Annotated in this window: 20 protein-coding genes; 3 read left to right on the top strand and 17 right to left on the bottom strand. The window is 64.6% G+C overall.

Going from position 1 to position 23,489, the window contains the following annotated elements; translation table 11 throughout:
- Nucleotides 1-43: 43 nt before the first annotated feature.
- The 8 genes from miaB to alr are packed head-to-tail and all read right to left on the bottom strand — an operon-like array spanning nt 44 to nt 8,953.
- Entirely contained in the window at nt 44-1,375 is a 1,332-nt protein-coding gene (gene miaB, locus Q7S20_01060; GenBank protein ID MDO8500415.1) for a tRNA (N6-isopentenyl adenosine(37)-C2)-methylthiotransferase MiaB, read from the bottom strand.
- A gap of 5 nt (nt 1,376-1,380) precedes the next feature.
- Nucleotides 1,381-2,649 carry a MiaB/RimO family radical SAM methylthiotransferase gene (locus tag Q7S20_01055; protein MDO8500414.1) on the bottom strand — a complete coding sequence of 423 codons (1,269 nt, stop codon included), beginning with the start codon at nt 2,647-2,649 and terminating at the stop codon, nt 1,381-1,383.
- Nucleotides 2,649-3,869, bottom strand: a complete 1,221-nt coding sequence (locus Q7S20_01050) for an ATP-binding protein (GenBank protein ID MDO8500413.1) — start codon at nt 3,867-3,869, stop codon at nt 2,649-2,651. Before Q7S20_01050 ends, Q7S20_01055 begins: the two co-directional genes overlap by 1 nt.
- Nucleotides 3,870-3,874: 5 nt before the next feature.
- Nucleotides 3,875-5,029 (bottom strand): hypothetical protein, encoded by a 1,155-nt coding sequence (locus Q7S20_01045; GenBank protein ID MDO8500412.1) that lies wholly within the window; start codon nt 5,027-5,029, stop codon nt 3,875-3,877.
- A complete protein-coding gene (locus Q7S20_01040; GenBank protein ID MDO8500411.1) occupies nt 5,029-6,291 on the bottom strand; it encodes a hypothetical protein in 1,263 nt (420 codons plus the stop codon). The genes Q7S20_01045 and Q7S20_01040 overlap by 1 nt, the downstream gene beginning before the upstream one ends.
- Nucleotides 6,292-6,696, bottom strand: coding sequence for a cytidine deaminase (locus Q7S20_01035; protein MDO8500410.1), 405 nt, complete (start codon nt 6,694-6,696; stop codon nt 6,292-6,294).
- Nucleotides 6,697-6,713: 17 nt separating this feature from the next.
- Nucleotides 6,714-7,880 carry a phosphopentomutase gene (locus Q7S20_01030; protein ID MDO8500409.1) on the bottom strand — a complete coding sequence of 389 codons (1,167 nt, stop codon included), beginning with the start codon at nt 7,878-7,880 and terminating at the stop codon, nt 6,714-6,716.
- 2 nt (nt 7,881-7,882) lie between these two features.
- A complete protein-coding gene (gene alr / locus Q7S20_01025) occupies nt 7,883-8,953 on the bottom strand; it encodes an alanine racemase (protein ID MDO8500408.1) in 1,071 nt (356 codons plus the stop codon).
- 65 nt (nt 8,954-9,018) lie between these two features.
- Between alr and mazG the strand changes: the two genes are divergently transcribed.
- Complete coding sequence (gene mazG, locus Q7S20_01020) at nt 9,019-9,816, top strand: nucleoside triphosphate pyrophosphohydrolase (GenBank protein MDO8500407.1); 798 nt, start codon at nt 9,019-9,021, stop codon at nt 9,814-9,816.
- A gap of 4 nt (nt 9,817-9,820) precedes the next feature.
- On the opposite strand, the gene asnS is transcribed toward mazG, so the two are convergent.
- Nucleotides 9,821-11,122, bottom strand: coding sequence for an asparagine--tRNA ligase (gene asnS / locus Q7S20_01015; protein MDO8500406.1), 1,302 nt, complete (start codon nt 11,120-11,122; stop codon nt 9,821-9,823).
- A 67-nt stretch (nt 11,123-11,189) separates the two neighbouring features.
- Here asnS and Q7S20_01010 point away from each other — a divergent pair, with 67 nt between their 5' ends.
- Together Q7S20_01010 and Q7S20_01005 are read left to right on the top strand one after the other, a co-directional pair.
- A complete protein-coding gene (locus tag Q7S20_01010) occupies nt 11,190-12,689 on the top strand; it encodes a HAMP domain-containing sensor histidine kinase (GenBank protein ID MDO8500405.1) in 1,500 nt (499 codons plus the stop codon).
- Nucleotides 12,686-13,222, top strand: a complete 537-nt coding sequence (locus tag Q7S20_01005) for a hypothetical protein (protein MDO8500404.1) — start codon at nt 12,686-12,688, stop codon at nt 13,220-13,222. Before Q7S20_01010 ends, Q7S20_01005 begins: the two co-directional genes overlap by 4 nt.
- Here the strand turns inward: Q7S20_01005 and recG are convergent.
- The 8 genes from recG to Q7S20_00965 all read right to left on the bottom strand — a co-directional run bounded on the left by recG (nt 13,219) and on the right by Q7S20_00965 (nt 23,489).
- Nucleotides 13,219-15,318 (bottom strand): ATP-dependent DNA helicase RecG, encoded by a 2,100-nt coding sequence (gene recG, locus Q7S20_01000; protein ID MDO8500403.1) that lies wholly within the window; start codon nt 15,316-15,318, stop codon nt 13,219-13,221. The genes Q7S20_01005 and recG overlap by 4 nt on opposite strands.
- A 3-nt stretch (nt 15,319-15,321) precedes the next feature.
- Entirely contained in the window at nt 15,322-16,254 is a 933-nt protein-coding gene (gene ftsY, locus Q7S20_00995; GenBank protein ID MDO8500402.1) for a signal recognition particle-docking protein FtsY, read from the bottom strand.
- A gap of 153 nt (nt 16,255-16,407) precedes the next feature.
- Nucleotides 16,408-17,490, bottom strand: a complete 1,083-nt coding sequence (locus tag Q7S20_00990; GenBank protein ID MDO8500401.1) for a M23 family metallopeptidase — start codon at nt 17,488-17,490, stop codon at nt 16,408-16,410.
- The gene (gene ftsZ / locus Q7S20_00985) at nt 17,487-18,692 is read right to left on the bottom strand and encodes a cell division protein FtsZ (protein MDO8500400.1); all 1,206 of its coding nucleotides are present in this window, start codon (nt 18,690-18,692) and stop codon (nt 17,487-17,489) included. The genes Q7S20_00990 and ftsZ overlap by 4 nt, the downstream gene beginning before the upstream one ends.
- 218 nt (nt 18,693-18,910) lie before the next feature.
- Nucleotides 18,911-20,170: a cell division protein FtsA gene (ftsA, locus tag Q7S20_00980; GenBank protein MDO8500399.1), complete on the bottom strand. Its 1,260-nt coding sequence runs from the start codon at nt 20,168-20,170 to the stop codon at nt 18,911-18,913.
- The gene (locus tag Q7S20_00975; GenBank protein ID MDO8500398.1) at nt 20,167-20,970 is read right to left on the bottom strand and encodes an FtsQ-type POTRA domain-containing protein; all 804 of its coding nucleotides are present in this window, start codon (nt 20,968-20,970) and stop codon (nt 20,167-20,169) included. The genes ftsA and Q7S20_00975 overlap by 4 nt, the downstream gene beginning before the upstream one ends.
- On the bottom strand, nt 20,967-22,349 hold the full coding sequence (gene murC, locus Q7S20_00970; GenBank protein MDO8500397.1) for a UDP-N-acetylmuramate--L-alanine ligase: 1,383 nt from the start codon (nt 22,347-22,349) through the stop codon (nt 20,967-20,969). Before murC ends, Q7S20_00975 begins: the two co-directional genes overlap by 4 nt.
- Before the next feature lie 45 nt (nt 22,350-22,394).
- Nucleotides 22,395-23,489 (bottom strand): UDP-N-acetylglucosamine--N-acetylmuramyl-(pentapeptide) pyrophosphoryl-undecaprenol N-acetylglucosamine transferase, encoded by a 1,095-nt coding sequence (locus tag Q7S20_00965; GenBank protein ID MDO8500396.1) that lies wholly within the window; start codon nt 23,487-23,489, stop codon nt 22,395-22,397.

Here is a 23,489-nt window from a genome sequence, read left to right as displayed (position 1 = left end):
TCGCGCGGCATCACTTCGCCGCGCGGGACATGCTACTGCTGCGTCAGACCGCTACCGGCAGATGGGCCCTGTCGCGCACGATGGATCCGGTGAACGTGGATCCCGTCGTGCCTGTCAGCTCCACCGTCGCGTAGCTGCCGATCAGCGACGCCTCCCCCGGAATGATGACGGTCTTGAAGTCGCGCGTGCGCGCCTGGAGCAGGCCGCCGCGGCGCGCTTCCTTCTCGACGAGCACCTCTCTTCGCTCGCCGAGCATGCGCAGATTGCGCGCTCGCGTTCCCGCGCGGACCGTCTCGATGAGCCGCGTCAGTCGCTCGCTGGCGACGTCATCGGCAATCGTCTCGCTGGACGGCATCCGCGTCGCCGGAGTACCTTCGCGCGGGGAGAACCTGAACGTGTAGGCGTCCTCGAATCCGACCTCCCGAACGGCGCTCAGCGTCTCCTCGAAGTCGGCATCGCTCTCGCCGGGAAATCCGACGATGATGTCCGTCGTCAGCGAGAGTCCCGGCACCGCGCGGCGGAGACGCGCGACGCACTCCATGTACCCTTCGCGGCTGTAACGCCTGAGCATGCGCTTGAGAACCCGCGTGGACCCGGACTGCATCGGCAGATGAACATGCTCGCACACCGCCGCGGTCCCGGCGATCGCGTCAATTACACGGTCGCTGAAGTCGTTCGGATGCGGACTGGTGAACCGCAGCCGACGAATGCCGGAGACGCTTCCCACCTCACGAAGAAGATCGGCGAAGTCATGCCGGCCATCGGTGTAGGAGTTTACCGTCTGGCCGAGCAGCACCACTTCCGACATCCCTTCGGCGACGACTTCGCCAGCTTCACGCACGACTTCCTCGAGGCGCCGGCTTCTCTCCGGACCGCGCGTCGTCGGCACGATGCAGTAGGTGCACCGGTAGTCGCATCCGCGCTGAACGGGGATCCACGCCTTGACCTTGTCGAACCGGCGCGGCTTGAAGTCCTCGTAATGCTCCTCGAGATCGAAGTCGGTCGCCGTCGCCTTCATCCCGCGCCGCGCGTTTTCCAGGAGAAACGGCAGCGAGCGATATCCATCGGGCCCGATGACGAGGCTCACATGACCCGCGCGCTCGAGAATCTGAGGACCCAGGCGCTGCGCCATGCAACCCGTGACGCCAAGTATCGCATCGGGCTTCATTCTGCTTTTCATTTCGCCGAGGCGGCCCATGACACGCTGTTCCGCGTGCTCACGGATCGCGCAGGTGTTGACCAGAATCACGTCGGCCGCTTCGGGTGTCTCCACCTCGTCATACCCGGACGCAGCGAGCTTTCCGAGCATTAACTCGGAATCGCTGACGTTCATCTGGCAACCGTAGGTCTCGATGTAGACTGTGGAGCGGTTCACTTCTGTCATGCCTGGGTATCGCCGGCAGGAAACGCGATGAGCTGGCCATCAACATCGCGAAGAACTCCCGTGAAGCGGGAGCATCTCGGCATGGATGCGTCCGAAACCGAGACCGAAAGATAATCCTCGGTGAGCCCTTTGCCGCGCCCAGTGACGACGACGTCGCAATCCCCTCCCGCGCGCCTCGATCGGTAAGTTGCCGCCTTCTCCTTCGCGAGCTCGCGGAGCTCGCGCGCACGACGGCCGGCGACCGACGCTTGCACATGATCGCCGAGCCCGACAGCAGCGGTCCCGGGACGCGGCGAATACGGGAATACGTGCAGCGACGTGAAGGGCAGCCGCTCGACGAGTCGAACGGTGTCCATGTGATCCGATTCGCTCTCACCGGGAAAACCGCTGATGACATCGGCGGCAAGGCCGAACGGCCGCCCGGTCCCCGTAAGGCGGAGGACAGCCGCCTCGTACGCCGAGGCTGTATACCAGTGTCGGCCCATACGTCGAAGTACCGAATCGGATCCGGACTGGAGCGGTGCATGAAGATGGGGCGCCAATCGCGACCCACCGGAGCCAAGCAGCGCGGCGAGGCGGTCATCCACTTCGGTCGCTTCGACGGAAGACAGACGAAAGCGCACATCCGGGATGCCGCCGATCAGTGTCTCGACCAGCTCACCCAGTGACGATCCGATGTCGAGTCCGTAGCTCCCGATGTGAATTCCGGTCAGGACAATTTCCGGGTGTGATACCGCAAGCCCTCGCGCTTCGTGAAGAACATCGGCAACCGCACGCGAGCGGCTCGATCCACGCGACAGCGTCGTCGCGCAGAACGTGCAGTGCTCGTCGCAGCCTTCCTGGATGCGAAGCAGCGCACGAGCCCCAGTCTGCATTGCAACTTCACCCGGTGAAGCGGCGCCGGCCGGTTCGGAGCGCCGTATCCCCAGCGCGGCGGCGACGGCCGGAACATCCGCGCCGGCGACGATCTCGCTCACACGCGGAAGCGTCCTCAGCGGCGCAACGCCCTCGTCCCGCCCGGGAAGTCCCGACGCGCAACCCATGATCACCGTCCGGATGCCGGGATTGCCGCGCGCCAGCGCCCTGACATCGGAACGTAGATCCGCTTCCGCCGATGCGGTCACGGTGCAGCTGTTGAGGACAGCGTAATCTGCTTCCGAAGGATCTACGGTCTCTTCGACGCCGGCGGATGCGAGCATCTGTCGCACCGCTTCCGTATCGTACTGGTTCGCGCGGCAGCCGTACGTGCGTACGAAAACCTTCATCAGCCGCCCGGGAGCGTTCCGCGTGAGCGCGTCCGTGGCGCGGTTCCCTCCTCGGTGCCGGAATCTTCGACTGGCTTGATGGGAATCTGCACGAAGAACGCGCTTCCCTCCCCCTCGTGGCTCCGCACCCAGATCATCCCGCCGTGGAGATCCACTACGAGCTTGCAGAAGGTGAGTCCGAGGCCGGAGCTGCGAACACGTGGCGTTTTGGTTCCGGCGACCTGGCCGAACTTGCGGAAGATCACCTCATGATACTCCGGTGGAATTCCTGGCCCATTGTCGGAGACCGTGAACAACACCGAATCTCCCGCCTGGCGCGCGCTCATCACGAGATCAATTGGACTGGACGAGTGCGTCACCGCGTTCTGAATCAGGTTCGAGAACACGCGCTTGAGCAGCGCCTTGTCGGCGTGGAAGACGGGAGTGTCCTCGTCCACCTTGAGCGAGGCAGTCGTTTTCTCCTGCTGGAACCGGTGCTGCCACTCGTAAACCAGTTCACTCAATAGCGCCGCCGGCGCGATCGGCGTACGCGACAGCTTCACCGCCGACTCCTCGATGCGCGACACTTCGAGGATGTCCTCGATGAGGGCGAGAAGATCCTCCGCCTTCCCCTCAGCGTCGCTCACCGCGCGCTTCTGGTCGTCCGTCAGGCCGCCGAAATCACCGTCGGCGAGCAGCTCGAGCGTCGCAAGCACGGATGTCAGCGGGGTCTTGAGATCGTGCACGATCATCTTCATCAGGTCGTCGCGAACCTTCTCGAGCTCGCGGAGCTTGCGATAGCTGTTCTCGAGCGCGTCGGTCGCCGCCTTCAGCTTGAGCAGGCTGCGAACGCGGGCGCCGAGCACGAGACGATTGTGCGGCTTGGTGAGAAAATCGTCTCCGCCGGCCTCGATGCCGCGCACACGATCGGTCGTGTCGTTCATCGCCGTCACGAATATCACGGGGATGCGCGACGTGCGGGGGTCGCGCTTGATGCGACGGCAGACCTCGAAGCCGGTCGAGCGCGTGTCCACGCCCAGGTCGCCCGCGGGCATGGACACATCGAGAATGCAGAGATCGGGATTGTGCTCGAAGCACGCGGCGACCGCTGAAGGGCCGTCATGAGCGCCAATCGTCCTGTATCCGAGCGTGTGGAGCTGGTCTATCAGCAGCTCGACATTGGTCGGGACATCATCGGCCACCAGAACGAGCGGGCCCGATTCAATAACCGGCTCGGCCATGATAATTACGGGCGGACGCGCAGCCCGAAGCTGAGGATGAACGCACGCTCGCGCGCGTCGAGGCTGCCCGCGCTCACGGAACGCCCCGCGCGCTCGACCGTCATGTCGAACGTCGCGCGGTTGCGGAAGAACTGCGCGCCGATTCCTCCGGCGAACGACAGCTCCTTCACCTCGTTACCCGCGGCGGTGAACGGCAGCGTGCGATACCGCGCGCCCAGTCTCAGCACGGTCTGCCTGTCGGCGACGCGAGGGCCGAGCGATTCGACGCCGAACCCGCCCTCCCACGTATCCACCGCGTTTGCCGCGCTGGATCCGAGGCCGTTCAGGCTCGACCACTGCTCGCGCGCGAGATGCGCCGAAATGCTCGAGCCCGGGATTCCTTCATACGACACGCCGGCTGCGTACCGGTCCGGAATGTTGGCCTTCGACACCGTCGAATCACCAGCACGCGCTTCAATCCTTGCACCTTTACGGCCGCTCAGTGCGAACCCGATGTTCCGGGAAGGACGAACCAGAACGCCCGCGGAAGCCGCAAATCCAGTGAAGCCGAGCGTAGAGACCTGCGAAACGCCGCTGAACTTGAGCGTGTCGGGGAACGACTGCGAGAAGAATACGCGATTCTGGCCGGTGTAAACGTGCCCTCCGACGCCGAACTGGACCTTCGGGCTCGGTGCCCATCCGCCGGCCAGGCGGATGTCGTTGATCGCGCCGAGTGTCCGTGTCGTCTCGGTGATCGTGGCGACGACGCCACCGACTTCCTGTTCGCGAGTGCTGGTGGTGGACGACGAGCGATCGAGCAACGTCGCCACGGAAAGCCCGATGCTTCCCTTCGACCCGAATGGCATCGACGCCGATGCCACGGGGAAACGAGCCGTCGTGCTGTTCGACGACGCGCTCCCGTTGGTCAGCTTGCGGAACTCGGGCTCGTACTGGAGGAACATCCGCGGATCCGAGGTGAGCGCGATTGCCGCCGGATTGAGCGGGCTGTCAGGATCGAATTCGGAGATTCCGCCGCCGGTAGCGAGCGCTCGCGCGCTGAGCTGCCCCGTGGGGTAGCCGAACCCCTGTGTGCTGAGCGTGCCCTGCGCGCCGGCTGACGCGGCGGGAATCGACGCGACGAGGAAAAAGAACGCCGCTGTCCGTCCGGGAGTATGCCGCATCAGGGGAGCCCCGTTGATTTTCTGGCCGAATAACTGATCCGCAGCCGCGGCCGGCGGTCCGGACTCGCTTCAATCGAATAGAAGCGGGCCTCGAGAGGGGATACGCCTTCCCGAATGCTGAGCAGCACGAGAGCGCGCGGCGTGTCTTCGACCTTCTGAAGACGCCAGAGAGCGACGACCGACGCCACTTCAACGCTTCTCACGCCGCTTCCGCCGGGCTGCACGCGAAGCGTGTCGGTGTTGGCGAGCGCAGTGATCTGGGCCGCCTTGGCGACGTCGGTCACAGCCGTCGCTGCGAGCGAAACGTGAGGGATGATACTCACCGTGTCGGTCGCATCGAGCCCCGGATTGGCAATCTGCGTCAGGAGCAGAGTCGCGCGCACGACATCAACCGAGTCCACGAGGAACGCTGGAATGTTGAACCGCATGTACACGCGCCGCGCAGGAAGCCCGCCGATGTTCAGCGAGCTCAGCGGCCCGGCGGGCGAGCCCTTCACCAGCAGGGTGTAATCCGCGAGCGAGCCGGCCAGCACTGTCTGATTCGCGGGCGTCTTCGAGTACGGAGTGAGCGAGACCTTGGCGATCGTCGTGTCAGGCGAGACGCGGAACGACAGGAGCGACGGATTGCCCGCACCTTCCTGCGAGAGGAGCCGCACCTCGACCGATTGCGTGCTGCGGGCGCGGATCCCGATGCGCATCGGCCCGCCTTTGCGCGCGAGGATTACCCCCGACGGAATCGCCACGAGGATCGTGTCCTTGAGCGCCGTTTTCTCGTACGTGGCGGACGTGATGAGGCGATCGGGCGTGAACAGCGCGGCGATCGGCACGACGGCGCTGTCGGGCGCGTCGGAGTTCACGTCGTAGAGATCGAGCGTGAGCGGGCCCGGAATCTTCGCTCCGATCGTATCCACACGAAGGCGAAGAAACGCGCTGTCCACAGTCGTGATCGCCGTCGTTGTCGTATCGCTTCCCGGGCGACTGAATCTCGCCGGGATGCTGTCGAAGCGAATGATGGCGCGGGAGTCGAGGGTATCGCCGCGCGTTGCGAGCAGCAGCGAAGACTCCGTTCCCTGGCCCGTGAGCGCCGACACCGTCGAATCGAGCGACACCGGATCGATGGTGATCGTCTCGATCTGTCCGCCCTGGTCCGGGCAGAGGATCGGGCAGCCGGCGCTGTTGTCGAGCTTCTCGGTACAGGCGGCGGCGATGGTGGTCAGTATCACTAGGCCGGCCAGCCTGAGCCGGGCTGAAATCAATTCCACTTACTGCCTTCCACGTAGATGGTTCAGCGTAAACGCCGCGGGCAGAAGATCGGTGAGACGCCACGTCGCCTGCTTTCCGTTCTTCGCATAGCTCGTGACCTTCAGGTCGGGAGCGAACTCGCTCATCGTCTGACGGCACGATCCGCACGGAGGCGTCGGATCGTCCGATTCGCTGGCGATCACGATCTCCTCGAAATCCCTTAGTCCCCGAGCGACCGCCGCGGCGATAGCCGCCCGCTCAGCGCAGAGCGCTTCGCCATATGCGGCGTTCTCGACGTTGCAGCCGGCCACGATTTCCCCCGTCGCGGTCCTCACCGCGGCTCCGACACGGAACCGCGAGTAAGGCGCGTAGGCGTTCTCCATGGCGGCAAACGCAGCCTGACGCAGGGCGTCGGGCTTGCTCATCGTATCGTCCGCTCCACTCACGTGGCGATCAGCTGACGAAGAAACGATTCACCCTGCCCGCGGAATGAGACACCAAGCCACTCCCCGACAGTTGCGCCCAGATCCGAAAAAGTCCGGCGGACCCCGAGATCGCCCGCCCGGACCCGCGCGCCGATGGCGAGCAGCGGGACCATTTCCCGGGCGTGATCCGTTGATGCAGTGGTGGGGTCATTGCCATGGTCGGCGGTTATGAAGAGCAGATCGTCCTCGCGCATGGCGTCGGTGATTAGCGGGAGAGCGAAGTCGAACTCCCGTAGCGAGTTGTAGAATCCCCCAACGTCGTTGCGGTGCCCGTACAACTGGTCGAAATCTACTAGGTTGGCGAAGAGCAGCCCACTCTGGTCGCTCTCGAGCCACTGGCGAACGAGATCGATTCCCTCGGCGTTGGATGCCGTATGCTGCGCGACGATCGACCGCCTGGCGAAAAGATCGTCCACCTTGCCGACGCCGTGTCTGTCGATGCCCGCATCGGCCAGCGCGTCGAGAAGCGTCTTCTCCGGCGGCTCGATCGAGTAGTCGCGCCGGTTGGCGGTTCTCTGGAACGATCCCGCCGAGCCCACGAATGGACGGGCGATCACCCGCGAGACGTCGTGCGGCGGAACGAGCATCCGCCGTGCGGTCTCACACGCCGCGTACAGCTCTTCCAACGGAACGACCGCTTCGTTGGCGGCGATCTGAAAGACCGAATCAGCGGATGTGTAGAGTATCCAGGCGCCGGTACGGGCGTGCTCTTCGCCGTATTGATCGAGGACAGCAGTTCCGCTGCCGGCGATATTGCCGATGACTCCGCGCCCCGTGAGCCGGCTGAACTCGCTCACCACCTCGGCGGGGAATCCGTGAGGATACGTCGGGAAAGGGTGCGCAAGGTGAACGCCGGCGATCTCCCAGTGGCCCGCCGTGCTGTCTTTCCCTGCGGAAGCGGGCTGCATCCTCCCCCACGCGGCCTCGCAGGCGGGCTCTCGCGGAATCCCGACAAGTTCGAGGACGTTGCCAAGTCCGTAACGCGCGAGCGCAGGCAGGTTGAATCCGCCGACGGCGCGCGCGACGTGCCCGAGCGTATTGCTTCCGACGTCTCCATATGCGTCGGCATCCGGGGCATCGCCAGCCCCGACGCCATCGAGAACGAGAATGACCGCTCTGTTCATCTTCACTGGCCTCTGTAAACGCGGGTCAGGCGCCCGCGCAATCCGGTGAGCAGCTCGTAGGGCGACAGTCCCGCAATCGCCGCAACCGATGCGACGTCCACCGGCGCCTTCGACGCTGATCCGTCACCAACAAGCGTGACGACGTCGCCGACTTCCGCACCCGAGTCCGTGACATCGAGCATGATCATGTCCATCGTCACTCTGCCCGCGATCGGCGCAGGATATCCGCGTACGAGCACGCGTCCGGCGTTGCTCGCGCCGCGCGGATAACCGTCGGCATACCCCGCCGGAACAGTCGCGATCAGCCGACGCCCGGCAGCTGTCCAGGTCGCGTCGTAGCTGACCGTGTCCCCCGCTTCGACCCAGCGCATCTCGACGATGCGCGCTCTCACGTGCACGACGCACTCGGGCTGAAGGGCGGCGCTTTCACTGCTGCCGACTCCGTACAGGAAAATGCCGGGACGAATCGCATTCCACGGCGAGCGCCCGTGCCGGACGATCGCCGCGCTGTTGTCGGTGTGAAGCAGCGCGGGGCCGAGTGCGAGCGTCGCGAGCGCCTCGCGGAATCGCGACTCCTGAAGCTCCATCGAGCCGTCGTCGAGCTGCGCCGAATGAAAATGCGTGAACGCGCCTTCAGGCGGATGATCCGCAATCACGCCGGCGAGTGCTCCCATCTCCCGCCACGGCACACCCGCCCTCGACATGCCGGTGTCAATCGACAGGTGATATGGGCCTCCGTATGCTTTCCACGCGGCGATCTCCTCCGCCGAGCCCAGCGTGGGCGTCAGCCGCGCTACGTTGGCTGCCCCCATCTCCTCTGGCAGAAGCGGACTGAAGAGGATGATGGGACGAACGATGCCGGCAGCGCGGAGCTCGGCACCTTCGGCAACCGTCGCGACGCCGAAGCCATGCGGATCGAGCTGTTCGAGCGCATGCGCCACCTGTATGGCCCCGAGGCCATACGCGTCTGCCTTGACCATGGGGATGAGCGGAACCCCTGCGCGATCGCGGAGCGCGGCCGCGTTCCGCACCAGCGCGGCGAGGTCCACCTCCATCCATGCGCGGCTCAGCATTGCCGGCGGCAGCGGGGGTCCGGTACTATTGCAATCACACGCCCAATCTAGCGAGCCAGCCCTCCATGGACGACAGATCCACACTCGACGACACGATCGCGCTGATGCGCGATCTCCGCAAACGATGCGACTGGGATGCTGCGCAGACGCACGAATCGCTGCGCCCCTATCTGATCGAGGAATGCCACGAGCTTGACGACGCGATACGCGAAGGCAAGCCGGCGCTGCTTCGTGAAGAGCTCGGTGACCTGCTCCTCCAGGTCCTCTTTCACTCGGTAATCGCCGAAGAGCGCGGCGAGTTCGACGTGCATGATGTCGCGGGCGGGCTCATCGCGAAGATGAAAGCGCGCCACCCGCATCTGTACGGCGACGGGGTGAAGGAACCGTGGGAGAAGATGAAATCGAAGAAGCGCGAATCTATTGCCGACGGACTCCCCATGGCGCTGCCTCCCCTGCACCGTGCGCATCGCCTTCAGGACCGGGCCGCCAGCGTCGGCTTCGACTGGCCGGATACCGACGGCCCCGCGGGAAAAATCGAAGAGGAGCTGGCCGAAGTCCGGGAGCACCTCGCAGGGCGGCCCGCTTCGGCCCCCGGCGCACCGCCGTTGCTCGACGCGGCGCATGGTGAGCTCGAATCCGAGCTGGGAGACCTGCTGTTCGCATGCGTCAACCTCTGCAGGAAGGCCGGCGTCCACGCAGCACTGGCTCTGGACAAGGCGAACGCGAAGTTCGAGGAGCGCTTCCGGGAAGTGGAGAGCACGGCCCGCGAGCGTGGTCTGGACATCCGATCGGCCGGACTGGATCAGCTCGATTCGATCTGGAACGAGGTCAAGAACCGCGCCGGGAGAGCCAGCCCCGGCTGATGCGCTATGGCCTAAGGCGATTCATCATGCGGGGGAACGCGATCGCCTCCCGCAAATGCGGAAGACCGCAGATCCATGACACGGTCCTCTCGAGTCCGAGTCCGAATCCCGAGTGCACGAACGTCCCGTAGCGGCGCAGGTCCAGGTACCAGCTGTATGCATCGAGCGGCAACTTCTCTTCCTCGATCCGGTGCAGCAGCTTGTCGTAGTCATCCTCGCGCTGTGAGCCGCCGATGATCTCGCCGTAGCCCTCTGGCGCCAGCAGGTCGTTGCAGAGCACGGTCCGCGGATCGGCCGGGTTCTCCTTCATGTAGAAGGCCTTGGCTTCCTTCGGGTAGTTGTATATGAAGATCGGGCGATCGTATCCCTCGACGAGCAGCGATTCGTCCTCCGCACCGAGGTCGTCGCCCCACACCACGGAGCTGCCTTTCTCCTGGAGGATGTGAACCGCTTCGGCATAGTCGATTCGCGGGAACGGAGAGACGACGGTCTCGAGCTTCGAAAGGTCGCGTTCGAGGATGAGAAGCTCGTCGCGGCGACGCTCGAGGCAGCGCTGCACTATGTACGAGACGAACTCCTCTTGCAGCCGCATGTTGTCGTCGGAGTCGTTGAACGCGACCTCGGGCTCGACCATCCAGAATTCGGACAGGTGGCGGCGCGTCTTCGACTTCTCGGCGCGGAATGTCGGGCCGAAGCAATAGATGCGACCAAGCGCGGCGGCCGCGGCTTCACCGTAGAGCTGGCCCGTCTGCGCGAGATACGCCACCCCCTCGTCGAAGTACTCGGTGGAGAAAAGCCCGCTCCGCTCGCCGATGGCCGCTGTGAGGATGGGCGTGTCCACCAGCGTGAAATCGCGCTCGTAGAAGAAATCGCGGATCGCCTGCTCCGTCTCGTGGCGTACGCGCGCGATGGCCCACTGGCGCTCGGTGCGCAGCCACAGGTGGCGGTGATCGAGGAGAAAATCGATCCCGTGCTCCTTCGGCTGAATGGGGTAGTCCACCGGGCTCGGGCCGACGATGGCAAGGTCGGTTACGCCAAGCTCGAAGCCACCTGGAGCCCGCTTGTCGGGACGTGCCTCTCCGGTGACTTCGATCGTCGTTTCCTGTGTAAGCTCCGAGTACCGTTCCCACGCTTCGGCGGGGAGACTACTTTTCACCAGAACACACTGCAGAATGCCACTCCCATCGCGCATCACGACGAAGGCAACCTTGCCTGAGGAGCGTAGATGGGTGACCCAGCCCTTCACCTGGACATTCTGTCCGGCGTGAGGACTGAGTTCGGCTATACGTACGTATGGGGGAGTCATTGGGTTCTGGTTCAACTGGGCGGGTGCGCGGCAAGCTAGGTGTCCCCTATAGGGGTGTCAACCGCGCATGAAACTGCGTACGCGTCTCGGATTGGGGATCGTTTCGATCACCGTGATCCTGCTTGTCCCTTTGATCCTTGCCCTGCGTTCTCTCGATGCCGTCCACGAGCAGACACGCCTGCTTCGTGACCGCGAGTTCGCGGCATCGCTTCTCCTCGGCGGTTTCCGTGAGCTGGCGGACGACGTCAAGCGAAGTGAGGACGCGCTCATACTCGTTGCCGAGCCGGCCTCGCTCGAGCGTATGCGGAAGCAGATTGACCTGCTCGCGACGCGCGCCGGGTCACTCACGCAGTTCATGCCCCGCCAGTCGTCCACCGACCTGTCGAACGCGATCCTCGCTCTGCGGGCATCCACTGAAGCCGAGTGGCAGGCGGCCGCGTCGGGCGCCGTCAACACGGCAGACGACATATCGGCACAGCGCACTCGCCCCGCCCTGCTCACAATCGACAGAGTCATCGCCCGGACGGAAGCGCGTCTTCGGGACGAGACTTACGAGCGCGTAGAGGAAGCGGCGTCCATGACCGTTGACGCGCAGCGCACCGCCGCCGGCTCGCTGGCAATCGCGCTTCTCATCGCGACGCTGATCGCGATCTGGCTCACTCGCTCGATCAGCCACCCCGTCTTCGAGCTCGACAAGGGAATGCAGGCGGTCGCCGACGGCGACTTCACGCAGCGCCTCCCCGCGATGGAGAAGCGGACGGATGAGTTCGGGCGGCTCGCCAACAGCTATCACGGAATGACGGCGCAGCTCGCCGAGCTCGACAAGCTGAAGGCAGAATTCGTATCGGTTGCGTCACATGAGCTTAAGACGCCGATCAACGTGATCGTCGGATATCTGGAGCTGCTCCAGGAGAACATCTACGGTGAGCTCAACCCGAAGCAGCGCGAGATCTGCGGCACGCTCGGCAAACAGGCGCACACACTCACGCGCCTGGTGAAGCGGCTGCTGGACATCAGCCGCTTCGAGGCTGGCGGCGGAAAGCTCGAGCGCCGTCAGGTGGATCTCGACCGGTTCCTGCATTCCTTCGAGACGTCGTTCCAGGTCCTGGCGCTTCAGCGCGAGATCAGCTTCCGCGTCGTGCGTGGGGGCGATCTGCCGTCGCACGTCCTGTGGGACGAGGACCGCATCAACGAAGTGCTCGGAAATCTTCTGTCGAACGCGTTCAAGTTCACGGACCGGGGCGGCACGGTCGAGCTCGGTGTCGAAGGATCCGAGAACGAGGTTTCCATCACGATACGCGATACCGGAGTGGGGATCGCGGCGGAGCAGCTGCCTCACATCTTCGAGAAATTCTTCCAGGCGAGCAACCAGGCTTACGCTGCCGCGAAGGGGACGGGTCTGGGCCTCGCCATCGCGCGGGAGATCGTGGAAGCCCATGGCGGCACGATAAAGGTTGAAAGCACCCTTGGAATGGGCACGATTTTTTCTATTATTCTCCCAGTGCGGGCGGCCATCACCCGCCGCACTCCATTCCGCCGCACACCAGTCGTCGAGGAAGTCGCTTGATCGGAAGCTCCCCGTTCAGGAGAATCGCAGTAATTGCAGCACTGCTGACCGTCGGCTGCGGCAGAGGCCAGGCGGGTAAGCCGCCAGCACCCGCGGAGGTATTCGCCGGTGTGGTAGCGTCGGCGAACAAGCGTATCGAAGCCGGTGATTACGCCGGAGCTGACCGAATCCTGGCCGATTTCGCGCTCAAGGCGAAGGGGACGACCGAAGGGACTGAGATATCGTTCTGGCGTGCAGTGTACATGGTCGATCCAGCCAACAGGACCGCCGCGATGGCTGAGGGAGTCAATGCTCTCGACATCTATCTCGCCACGCCGGGCGCGAAGTTGTATCGGCCGCAGGCGCAGGTGCTGAGGCGCATGGCGCAGACGGTGCTGACGCTTCGGCTCGCGCAGGCCACCCCAAAAATCGTCGGACGCGACACGGTCTTGGTCACACGTGAGGAAGAGATCGCTACGCTGCGGGACCAGCTCGCGAAGGCGAACGCGGAGCTGGAGCGCATCAAGAAGAGGCTGGCGAACCCCAGCCGCTAGCCGACCCGGAACAGCTGCAGCGCGCGCGCGTATCGCGCCGAGAGCACGCCACGAATTCCGGCGTGCTCTTTCTTTTCCAGCTCGGGATCGTCGTCAAGAAGTTTTTCCGCCGCCTCGAGCGCTTCGCTGTTGAGGCGCTCGTCGCGAACGAGATCGGCGATGCGAAACGTCCTTTCGCCACTCTGCTGCTCGCCGAAAAGATTTCCCATTCCGCGAATGCGGAGATCGGCCTGAGCGATCTCGAATCCGTCTTCTGTCGAGGCGAAGATTCGCAGACGATCGGCGGCGTCGGGTCCGAAGTCGCCGAGCAGGATACAGTAGGACGCTTCGGCCCCGCGTCCGACGCGGCCGCGCAGCTGGTGCATCTGCGACAGCCCGAATCGCTCCGGATGCTCGATCAACATCACTGTCGCGTTGGGAACGTCAATGCCGACCTCGATGACGGTGGTGGCGACGAGCACGTCTATCAACCCATCCCGGAACTCGCGCATCGTAGCCTCCCGCTCGGAAGCGGAAACCCGCCCATGGAGCAGCGCCACGCGCTTCCCGTCGAAGACACCCGTTGAAAGCTCCCGATACATCGTCGTCGCGGCCTTGAGATCGGTCTTCTCCGATTCCTCGATCACGGGATAGACGATGTACGCCTGTCTGCCGGCTTCTGTCTCGCGCTTCACGAACTCGAGCACCTTCTCCCGCCCCTTCTCGGCGCGGATGACAGTCGTGACCGGCTGCCTGCCCGCGGGCCGCTCCCGCAGCGTGGAGACGTCGAGGCCGCCGTAGTAAGTCAGCGCGAGCGAGCGAGGGATCGGTGTCGCACTCATCAGGAGTACATCGGGCGAATCGCCCTTCGCGGAGAGCGCGGCGCGGTGCTCCACTCCGAATCGGTGCTGCTCGTCTATGGCGACGAACCCAAGCCGCGCGAAGGCCACGCTCTGTTGCACGAGGGCGTGCGTGCCGATCACGAGAAGCGGCGCGTCCGCAGACATTCGTGCCGCCGCTTCTGCCCGCTCCCGCGTGGTGAGACTTCCCGTCAACAGAAGCGGCCGGATACCGAGCGGCTCGACGAGCTGCGAGATCGTCTGGCAGTGCTGCTCCGCAAGGAGCTCGGTCGGAGCCATCATCGCCGCCTGGTAACCGTTCTCCATGGCGAGAAGCGCGGCGAAGAGTGCGACGATCGTTTTTCCGCTCCCGACATCGCCTTGCAGCAGCCGGTGCATTTTCCGATCGCTGCACATGTCGGCGAAGATCTCTCGTATGGCAGTCGTCTGCGCCGAGGTGAGCGTGTACGGAAGCGCGGCGCGAAGGGCGGACGTGAGCTCTCGCCGGTTGGTGAAGGCGATTCCCGTGCGGCGCTCGCGAGCGAGCCGGTTGGCGCGACGCTGAAGAATGTTCATGAACAGGAGCTCTTCGTAGGCGAGCCGGTCGCGGCCGCGCACCGCTTCGGCAATGGATGCCGGACGATGAAGCATGCGGAGTGCGTCGCCGAGCGGCGGAAGCGCCGATTGCCGTAGCATCGCCTTCGGCAGATACTCACGCACGAGCGGGAGTAGAGCATCGAGGTGCGACTCGATGATTCCGCGAATGACCTTGAACGACAGTCCTTCGGTCGCCGGATAGACGGACAGCACGCGCCCTTCCGCGATTCCCGAGGGATCACTTCCGAGATTCACATATTCGCGCGGCTGGAGCTGACGGCCGTGGAAAAATCTCACCGAGCCCGTCAGCAGCAGTGTGTCGTCCCTGGAGATCACGCGGTCGAGGAACGGCTGCCCCGGCCAGGACGCCTCGATGATACCACTGTCGTCGCGCACGACCGCCTGGAAGATGCGCAGGCCCTTCCGCGTTGGAATGATGCCCTTCGACACGACACGGCCGATGACCGTCGCATCCATCCCCGGCTCGAGCGACGATATCGGCCTGACAGTGCTGGCGTCTTCATACCGGTGCGGAACGTGAAAAAGGAGATCGCGCGCCGTGACGATCCCCAGCTTGCGGAGCGCCTCCGCCCGCATCGGTCCGACACCTTTGAGATAGGTGACGGGCATGTCGAGATAGAGTTTTCCGGACGTCGAACCTCGCCGTTCGCCGTCGCTCAACGCCTATCCCTCGACCAGCTTCGCAGCGAATGCCACGGGATTGAACGGCTCGATGTCAGCGATCGTCTCTCCAGTTCCGATGAACTTCACGGGAACGCCCAGCGCCTCGCGAACGGCGACGACGATTCCGCCGCGCGCGGTACCGTCGAGTTTCGTCATCACGAGCCCGGTTATGGGGATCGCCTCCGAGAAGGTCCGCGCCTGTGCCAGCGCGTTCTGGCCGATGGTGGCATCGAGGACGAGGAGCGTCTCGTGCGGCGCGCCAGGAATGCGCCGGGCGATCACGCGATGGATTTTTTTCAGCTCCTCCATCAGGCCGGAGCTCGTGTGCAGTCGTCCGGCCGTGTCAATGATGACGACGTCGGAGCCGCGCGTGACCCCTGCATCTATTGCGTTGAACGCTACGGAGGCCGGATCACTCTCCGCCTTCGCGCCGACGAACTCGGCACCGCTCCTCTCGGCCCAGCGCCTGAGCTGATCGACCGCCCCGGCGCGGAACGTGTCCGCGGCGCCGACCAGAGTCTTCTTCCCGCGCGCCTGCATCAGCGCCGCGAGCTTGCCGATGAAGGTCGTCTTCCCCGCGCCGTTGACGCCGATTACGAGAACCACCGTCGGACGCTCCGCGGCGAAATGCATCGAAGAGTCGTCCGTATCGGCGCCCAGCGACCGCGCAACGCCTTCCTCGAGTGCACGGAGGAAATCGTCCTGCGAACGCACCTCACCGCGCTTCGCCATCCTCTCGACGTCCTCGACGAGCCGCATACTGGTCGCCACGCCGAAATCCGCCTCGATGAGAACTTCCTCGAGTTTTTCGAGGGATCCCTGAATGCTCCCGCCACGCGCAAGCGTCGTGACGTCGAGCATAGCGACGTCCTTGACCCGCTGCCATAGCGAGCGTATCGGAACGTCGCCGGCACGTCTGAGAATCCGTGGCATGCTGCTGTTCAGAGGTGGAAGAATCGCTGCGCGATGAAAGATAACAGTCCGGGGCGGTGCGCCTGAGATGGGACTGTAGCGAGATCGCGTTCGTGGCTGCGTGCCATACGCGCCGATGCAGCCGCGCACCGAGTCGTGCTCAGGTGCGCGGAATCAGTTGCTGGCGGTGGGGCTCGACGAAGCGAAGGTGGCGAGGGTGCGGCTCCGGAGCTGCTGGAAGACGCCTCGCTCGGATGACGGGATCGGCTCGCCTCCCTTCATCTTGAGGGCGACCCGCGGGTCGCGCTGGACGCCGTTGACAAGCACCTCGAAGTGCAGGTGCGGACCGGTCGCCAGGCCGCTTTGTCCGACGCCGCCGATGGTGCTGCCTATCGAGACGCGGGTGCCGGCTCGGATTCCCTTCGCGAAATTCCTCAGGTGCCCATAACGACTGACGAATCCGTTGCGGTGACGGATATCTATGACGTTTCCGTAACCACCCTTCCGGCCGGCGAAGATGACCACTCCGTCGCCGATGGATCGCACCGGTGTGCCCATGGACGCCGCGTAATCAGTGCCCCTGTGCTTTCGCCAGATACCGAGGACGGGATGACGGCGTCCGCCGAAGATGCTGGAGACGCGGCGGAATGCGACCGGGGCGCGCAGGAACGAAGCGCGCAGCGACTTGCCTCCACCGTCGAAGTACTGCCCGCTGGCCGCGCGGCTCTCGAAGCGGATCGCCTCGATCTCGCTCCCCGACAGCGCGAGCCGCGCGCCGAGGACCTTGTTGATGATGATAGCGCCGTTGGGCTTCTGCAGTCGCTCCACGAGAATGTGGAATTTGTCGCCGACCTGCAGATCCCTGCTCATGTCCACGCGGTACTCGAAGATGTCGGCGAGCGAGAACGCGAGCTCGGCGCGAGCGGACCGCGGGAGCGAGGCACCACTGCTCTTGTCGAGCGCCGAGAAGAGGCTCGACTGGATGACGCCGCTTACAGTAACCGTGTCAACCTTCACCTTGTTCGACGCAACGACGACAACCGGTGCGACCATCGACTCGGTCGGCTCAACGATGACCGGAGCCATTGCGGGAGCGGCCGCCAATTCATCGGGGTTGTTCGTGTAGGTCTGACTGCTGAACCCGCCGAGTGCGCGGGTGCCCGGTGTGCGGGCGATCGGCGGCGTCATGCGCACCGCGAAGATCGTAAACAGGCCGACTACCGAATACGTGACTGCACGTGCGCTGCGAACCGTCAATCCATCTGTCTCCGAATAAACGTCGGAATCTCCATGTCGCTGAGATCCTGACCGTTTCCGTCCAACTTCTCCGGGGATGACGACGGGCCGGACAGTGGGGTAACGCGGCGGGCTGGATCGTTCGGCGCGATGTTCCGGGCATGCAGTGTCGGGGCACGGCCGCGTACCGGCAGCTGAATCACGGGAGTGCCAAACTTCGCCGCATGCGGCTCCTTGGCGGCCGCGGCGGCAATCTGCGCCGGCGCCTTGTCGAAACCAGTCGCGATGACCGTGACGCGGCACTCGCCCTGCATCGCCTTCTCATTCACCGTTCCGAAGATGATCTCGGCGTCTTCGCCGACGGCGTCCTTCACGATCTCGACGATCTGGTGCACGTCGCCGAGCGTGAGGTCGTCGCCGCCGGTGATGTTGACGAGCACGCCGGTGGCGCCGGAGACGGACACGTTGTCGAGCAGCGGACTGGCGATCGCCTGCTGCGCCGCGTCCGTCGCGCGGTTCTCCCCGCGGCCGATTCCCGTGCCCATGAGCGCGGAACCGCCTTCCTGCATCACCGTGCGCACATCGGCGAAATCGACGTTCACCAATCCGGTGACGGTGATCAGCGTCGAGATTCCCTGCGTCGCATGGAGCAGAACCTCGTCAGCTTTCTTGAGCGCGTCGTGGAACGGGATCCCCTTCCCGACAACGGCGAGCAGCCGCTCGTTGGGCACGACGATCATCGTGTCCACGTGCTTCCGCATCTCGGCGATGCCGAGCTCCGCTTGGCGCAGCCGCTTCCGTCCCTCGAAGAGGAATGGCCGCGTCACGATTCCGACGGTGAGGGCTCCCGCTTCGCGGGCCAGCTCGCAGATAGTGGGCGCCGCGCCGGTACCCGTACCGCCGCCCATTCCGCACGTCACGAAGACCAGGTCGGAATTGGTGAGAGCGCAGGACACCTCCTCGCGATTCTCCTCGATAGCCTGCTTGCCGATCTCGGGACGAGCTCCGGCGCCAAGCCCGCGCGTAAGCTTCTTCCCGATCTGGATCTTTACGTCGGATTTCGAGTTGAGAAGGGCCTGCGCGTCAGTATTGATCGAGATGAACTCGACGCCCGAAAGCCGCTCCTCGATCATCCGGTTGACGGCGTTGCCACCACCACCGCCAACGCCCACGACCTTCATGCGAGCAATCTGGGACGCGCTCTCCTCAAACTCGAAATTCATCAGGCGGGGTACTCCGAAGCTTCTGGGTGGGGAAGAGCGGACGGCCAATATATATGCGTTTCCCTCGCCTCATCCAATAGCCAATCGGCCTATCGCGTGAAGATTCTTACCGGCGGCCGCGCGCGCCGATTTCCCACAATGGCAGCGGACCGGGAAACTTTATGATGTGGACACAGCCAACAGCCGGTGCCTGCTCGACTTGCCGGAGTTCGAGCCGTCTAGAAAAAATCCTGAAGCCAGGTCTTCACACGCTGCACGAAACGATCCATGTTGGGCGAAGAAATCGCGCGCCGTTTTCCGCCCGCTGAAGCACCCCCGATCGCCATCCGGTTGGCTCCATAAAGCGCCAGACCGACCACCGTCGAGAAACGCGGGGCTTCGACCGAATCACTGAGACCGCCCACGTTCTCGGTCGGCAGTCCGATCCGGACGCCGGTGCCGAACACGTCGGTCGCCAGCTCCGCCACACCCTGCATGGCGGCCGCTCCGCCGGTAACGACGACGCCTCCGCTCAACCGGTTGGCATACCCGGCGCGCTGAATCTCGCCGTGCACCAGCGAGAAGATCTCGTCTATGCGCTGGTGGATGATGTGGGCGAGAACCTCGCGCGGGATGTGTCTCTCACCCTGTGCCACGGTGCTGGGCAGCTCCACGACGTCGTCGGGGTCCACCATCGGCTCGTACGCGCATCCGTAGCGCTCCTTCAGCCGTTCGGCGTCTGCCTGGGTCACGCCGATCCCCTGCACGATGTCGCTCGTGACGTTGCTGCCACCGAAGCTCACCGTCGCGAGGTGACGGATCTTTCCCTCGTGGAAGATCGCGACGTCGGTCGTGCCGGCGCCCATCTCCACGAGAGCGACTCCCAGTTCCTTCTCGTCCTCGGTGAGGACGGCCAGTGCGCTCGCCAGCGGCTCGAGCACGAGCTCCTTCACGTGATACCCCGCCCTCTCGACCGACTTGCGGAGATTCATTGCCGGCGAGCTGCCGATCGTCACGAGGTACATCTCGGTCTCGAGGCGGGTCCCGATCATCCCGATCGGATCCCTGATCCCATGGTTCTTGTCTACCGTGTATTCCTGGGGAATGGCATGGAGGAGCTCGCGATCCTGCGGGATTGGCTGGGCGCGGGCAACTTCGTTGGCGCGATTCACGTCCGCCCTCGAGATCTCGTCGCCATTGACGGCGACGATTCCCGTGCTCGTCATCGCCCGCACGTGCTCGCCCGCGATGCCGGCGTAGAGGGACTCGATCTTCGTTCCCGCCATGCGCTCGGCATCTTCGATTGCCTTCTTGATCGAGCGCGTGGTCTCCTCGATGTCGGCGACGATACCGCGGCGAAGACCGGTGGTTCTCGCCTGCCCTACGCCCAGAATCCTCAGGGATGTCCGACGCTGGAGATCGCCTGTCGCTTCCGCGATGACCACCGTTGTTTTCGCGGACCCTATATCGAGACCGGCGATGACACGTTCAGGATTCATTGAAGCCTTGCGATCACTTGATCACGGTAGCGTAGGTCGAGCTCGGCGACATTAGCCCGGCGCCGCAGAAGGTCTGACTCGACGGGAAAGATATCGGCCAATCGCGAGACGGACACCCCCAGCGAGGCGCGAACGCGAAGAGAGGGCGGCGCCACAGCGACTGCGTTCGCCGCCGATGCGCTGTCGGCCGAGGGCTCCGGCGTCTCCGCCTGCGGCCGGCCAAGCGGCACAAGACTCAGCACCAATCCGTCCCTGCCGTCGCGCGCGATCTCGCTGATACGGCGAAAAAGCATCGGATTGCGAGCGCGGGCGTCGGCGAGCAGCGAAAGGATCGACTTGTCACGCTGTGCAGCGATGGGCAGGTCCAGATCGTCGCGAGTCGGGTCTATCGGAAGCACCGTTCCCGTGCCGTCCACCGCCTCGAGTCCCCGCGGGCTCGGCGCCAGCGCGACGGGAAGATTTTCCCTGATCGTCACGACGAGGGTGCCCGGGAGTTTCCGGGTGATGCGCACTTCGCTCACCTGTGACATGAGGCGCAGTTTCACGGCGAGCGGACCTGTGTCGTCCCAGACGGAGCGCGTCGTATCGAGCGCCAGATGCTGCATCACTGTCTCCGGCTTCAGATATCGCGTACCCTCGACCGACACCGTTCTGAGATGGAAGAATGCGAGCTTCGAAGCTCCGCGGCGGGCGAGCCACGACGCGGGCGCAATCAGCAGCAGAAGTACGATCAGCGCGATCAGCTTCCATTTGCCGGTCGTTCTCGGGGCTTCGCCCTCGAGCGGAAGCGGACCTGTCATGCGCTCTGCTCGAGCAGCGACAGCAGCTCCGGACCGGTGGCGGTGATATCACCGGCGCCGATCGTGATCACGACGTCGCCCGGCCTGACCACTTTCAGGAGCGCGTGCGCAAGCTCGTCCCGCGGGCCTTCCCATACCGGTGCGCTTCCCGCATCCCTCATCGGAGAGGCGATCATATCGGACGACACTCCCTCGATCGGCTCCTCGCGTGCGGGATACAGGCTGCAGAGAAAAACCATGTCAGCGCGCGAAAGCGCGCGTGCGAACTCCACGTGGAAGTCGCGCGTTCGCGAATAGAGATGCGGTTGAAACGCGGCGATGATCCGCCGGTTCGGGAAGGCTGATCGCGCCGCTTCGAGAGTCGCCTCGATCTCCGTCGGGTGATGCGCGTAGTCGTCTATGATCGTCGCGCCGCGCACTTCGCCGATCACCTGAAATCGCCTCTCGACTCCCGTGAACGACTCGAGCCCCGGCGTCATCCGTCCAAGCTCGGCGCCGAGTGCCAGACCGGAAGCAATGGCGGCGAGGGAGTTGCGAACGTTGTGCATGCCCGGCACGCCAAGCCGAACTTCTCCGAGCTCTTTCCCGTCGTACATGCAGAGGTAGCGCGACCCTCCGGGCAACGGCTCGATCGCGTGCGCAACGAGCCGGACCTCGCCCGGATGTGTCCCGTACCGGATCACCTCGGCAGTGCTCGGTGTGGGCAGCGTGGACGCTCCATAGTCGTCAGCACAGAGAACAATCGCACGGGCACCGCGGATGTATTGCGCGAATGCCGCACGGATTTCTTCGATTCCGCCTGGATATATGTCGAGGTGGTCCGCTTCCATGTTCGTGACGACCGCGACAGTCGGAGCGAGAGCATGGAACGACCTGTCATATTCGTCGGCTTCGACGACGAACAGGCGATCGCTTCCCTCGCTGATGTTGCCGTTCCACGCGCCGACGCGACCACCCGCGATTCCAGTCGGCTCCATCCCCGCCGCGGCGAGAGCCTGTGTAGTCATTACGGTCGTGGTCGTCTTTCCATGCGTGCCGGCGACTCCCACCAGTTGCCCGCCGGAGACGGCGCGACCAAGCGCTTCGGCGCGGCGCGTGACGGGAATGCCGAGTTCGCGCGCGCGCACGAGCTCGGGATGGTCACGCCGCACGGCCGACGTTACGATGACTTCGGCGGCCCCTTCGACGTGGGCCGGGTCGTGGCCCTGCGCGACGGGGATCCCGAGCCGCACGAGGTCGCCAACCGATGCGACGTTGGTGTCGCAGCCGGTGACGAGATAGCCGCGCCTCACGTACAGCTCCGCCAGCGCGCTCATGCCGGCACCGGCGATGCCAACGAAATGAATCGGACGCGTGTTGTCGGGACGCGGCTCAGTCATCGGACACCGTCAATCCAGACGAGTGGGGCGCCGCCTCAAGCGGTTTCACGCGCGCACCATCCCGAGAATCCGGCTGGCGATCTCCTCGGCGGCGTGCGGCCGCGCGCGTGCAGATGCCGACGCGGTGCGGCTGGCGAGAAGATCCGGATCGCCGATCAGCGCACCCACGGAGCGGTCGAGCGTTTCTGCAGTCAGATCGCTCTGACGAATGAATTCCGCCGCTCCGGCTTGCGCGAGAGCGCGAGCGTTCGCCGTCTGATGATCCGCGGCGGCGGTTGGCAGGGGCACTACGATCGGCGGAATTCCCCACGCGCAGAGCTCGGCGGTGGCAATGGCTCCGCCGCGCGAGAGCGCGAAATCGGTAGCGGCGTATGCATCCGAGACTGGCGACAGATACGCGCGAATGCGCACGCGGCTGCTCTCGAGCGCGGCGTAATCCGCATGCGTATTGCGCCCCGTCGCCCAGATGACGAACAACGAATCCGGTACACCGCGCTTAACCCATTCCGCGACGACGTCGTTGATTGCCTTCGACCCCTGGCTTCCGCCGTAGATCAGCATCACTCGCCCGCCCGAAGGCGCGAACCCCCACGCGAGACGCGCGGCTGACCGGTCGGATCGAGGGCTAGGCGGCGGCTCGATCGGATTGCCCGAGTCGAACACCTGTGTGTCCTTCCCCGGTCTCAGATGAGCCGCGGCCTCGGGAAATCCATTGTGAACCTGTCGGGCATAGCGGCTGAAAAAACGCGTCGTGAGCCCGGGGAAGCTGTTCTGTTCCTGAATCGCGAAGGGAATCCCGCGCGTCGCCGCATATGCCAGTGCGATGCCGGACGCGTAACCCCCGGTCCCCACTACGCACGCCGGCCGCTCGTCGGCGACGATCTGCCGCATTCGCGACCATGCCGTCGCGCCTCCGCGAATCGTCTTCCAGTTCTCCCACGGCCGCGACCGGTAGAGCGGATGCAGGTCGAGCAGCTCGTAGGGGAATCCGGCGTCCGGCAGCACACCTTTTTCAATTCCTCGTTGCGCGCCAATGAAGAACGGGCGCACATCAGGCGAAAGTCGCTGCATTGCGCGAGCGATTGCGAGACCGGGATAGAGATGGCCACCGGTGCCGCCACCGGCGAACAGGATGCGCAC

Source organism: Gemmatimonadaceae bacterium (genome assembly GCA_030647905.1).
Taxonomy (GTDB): Bacteria; Gemmatimonadota; Gemmatimonadetes; order Gemmatimonadales; family Gemmatimonadaceae; genus UBA4720.
The sequence above is the reverse complement of the archived record's forward strand: the minus strand, read 5'-3'. Positions and strand labels throughout refer to the sequence as shown.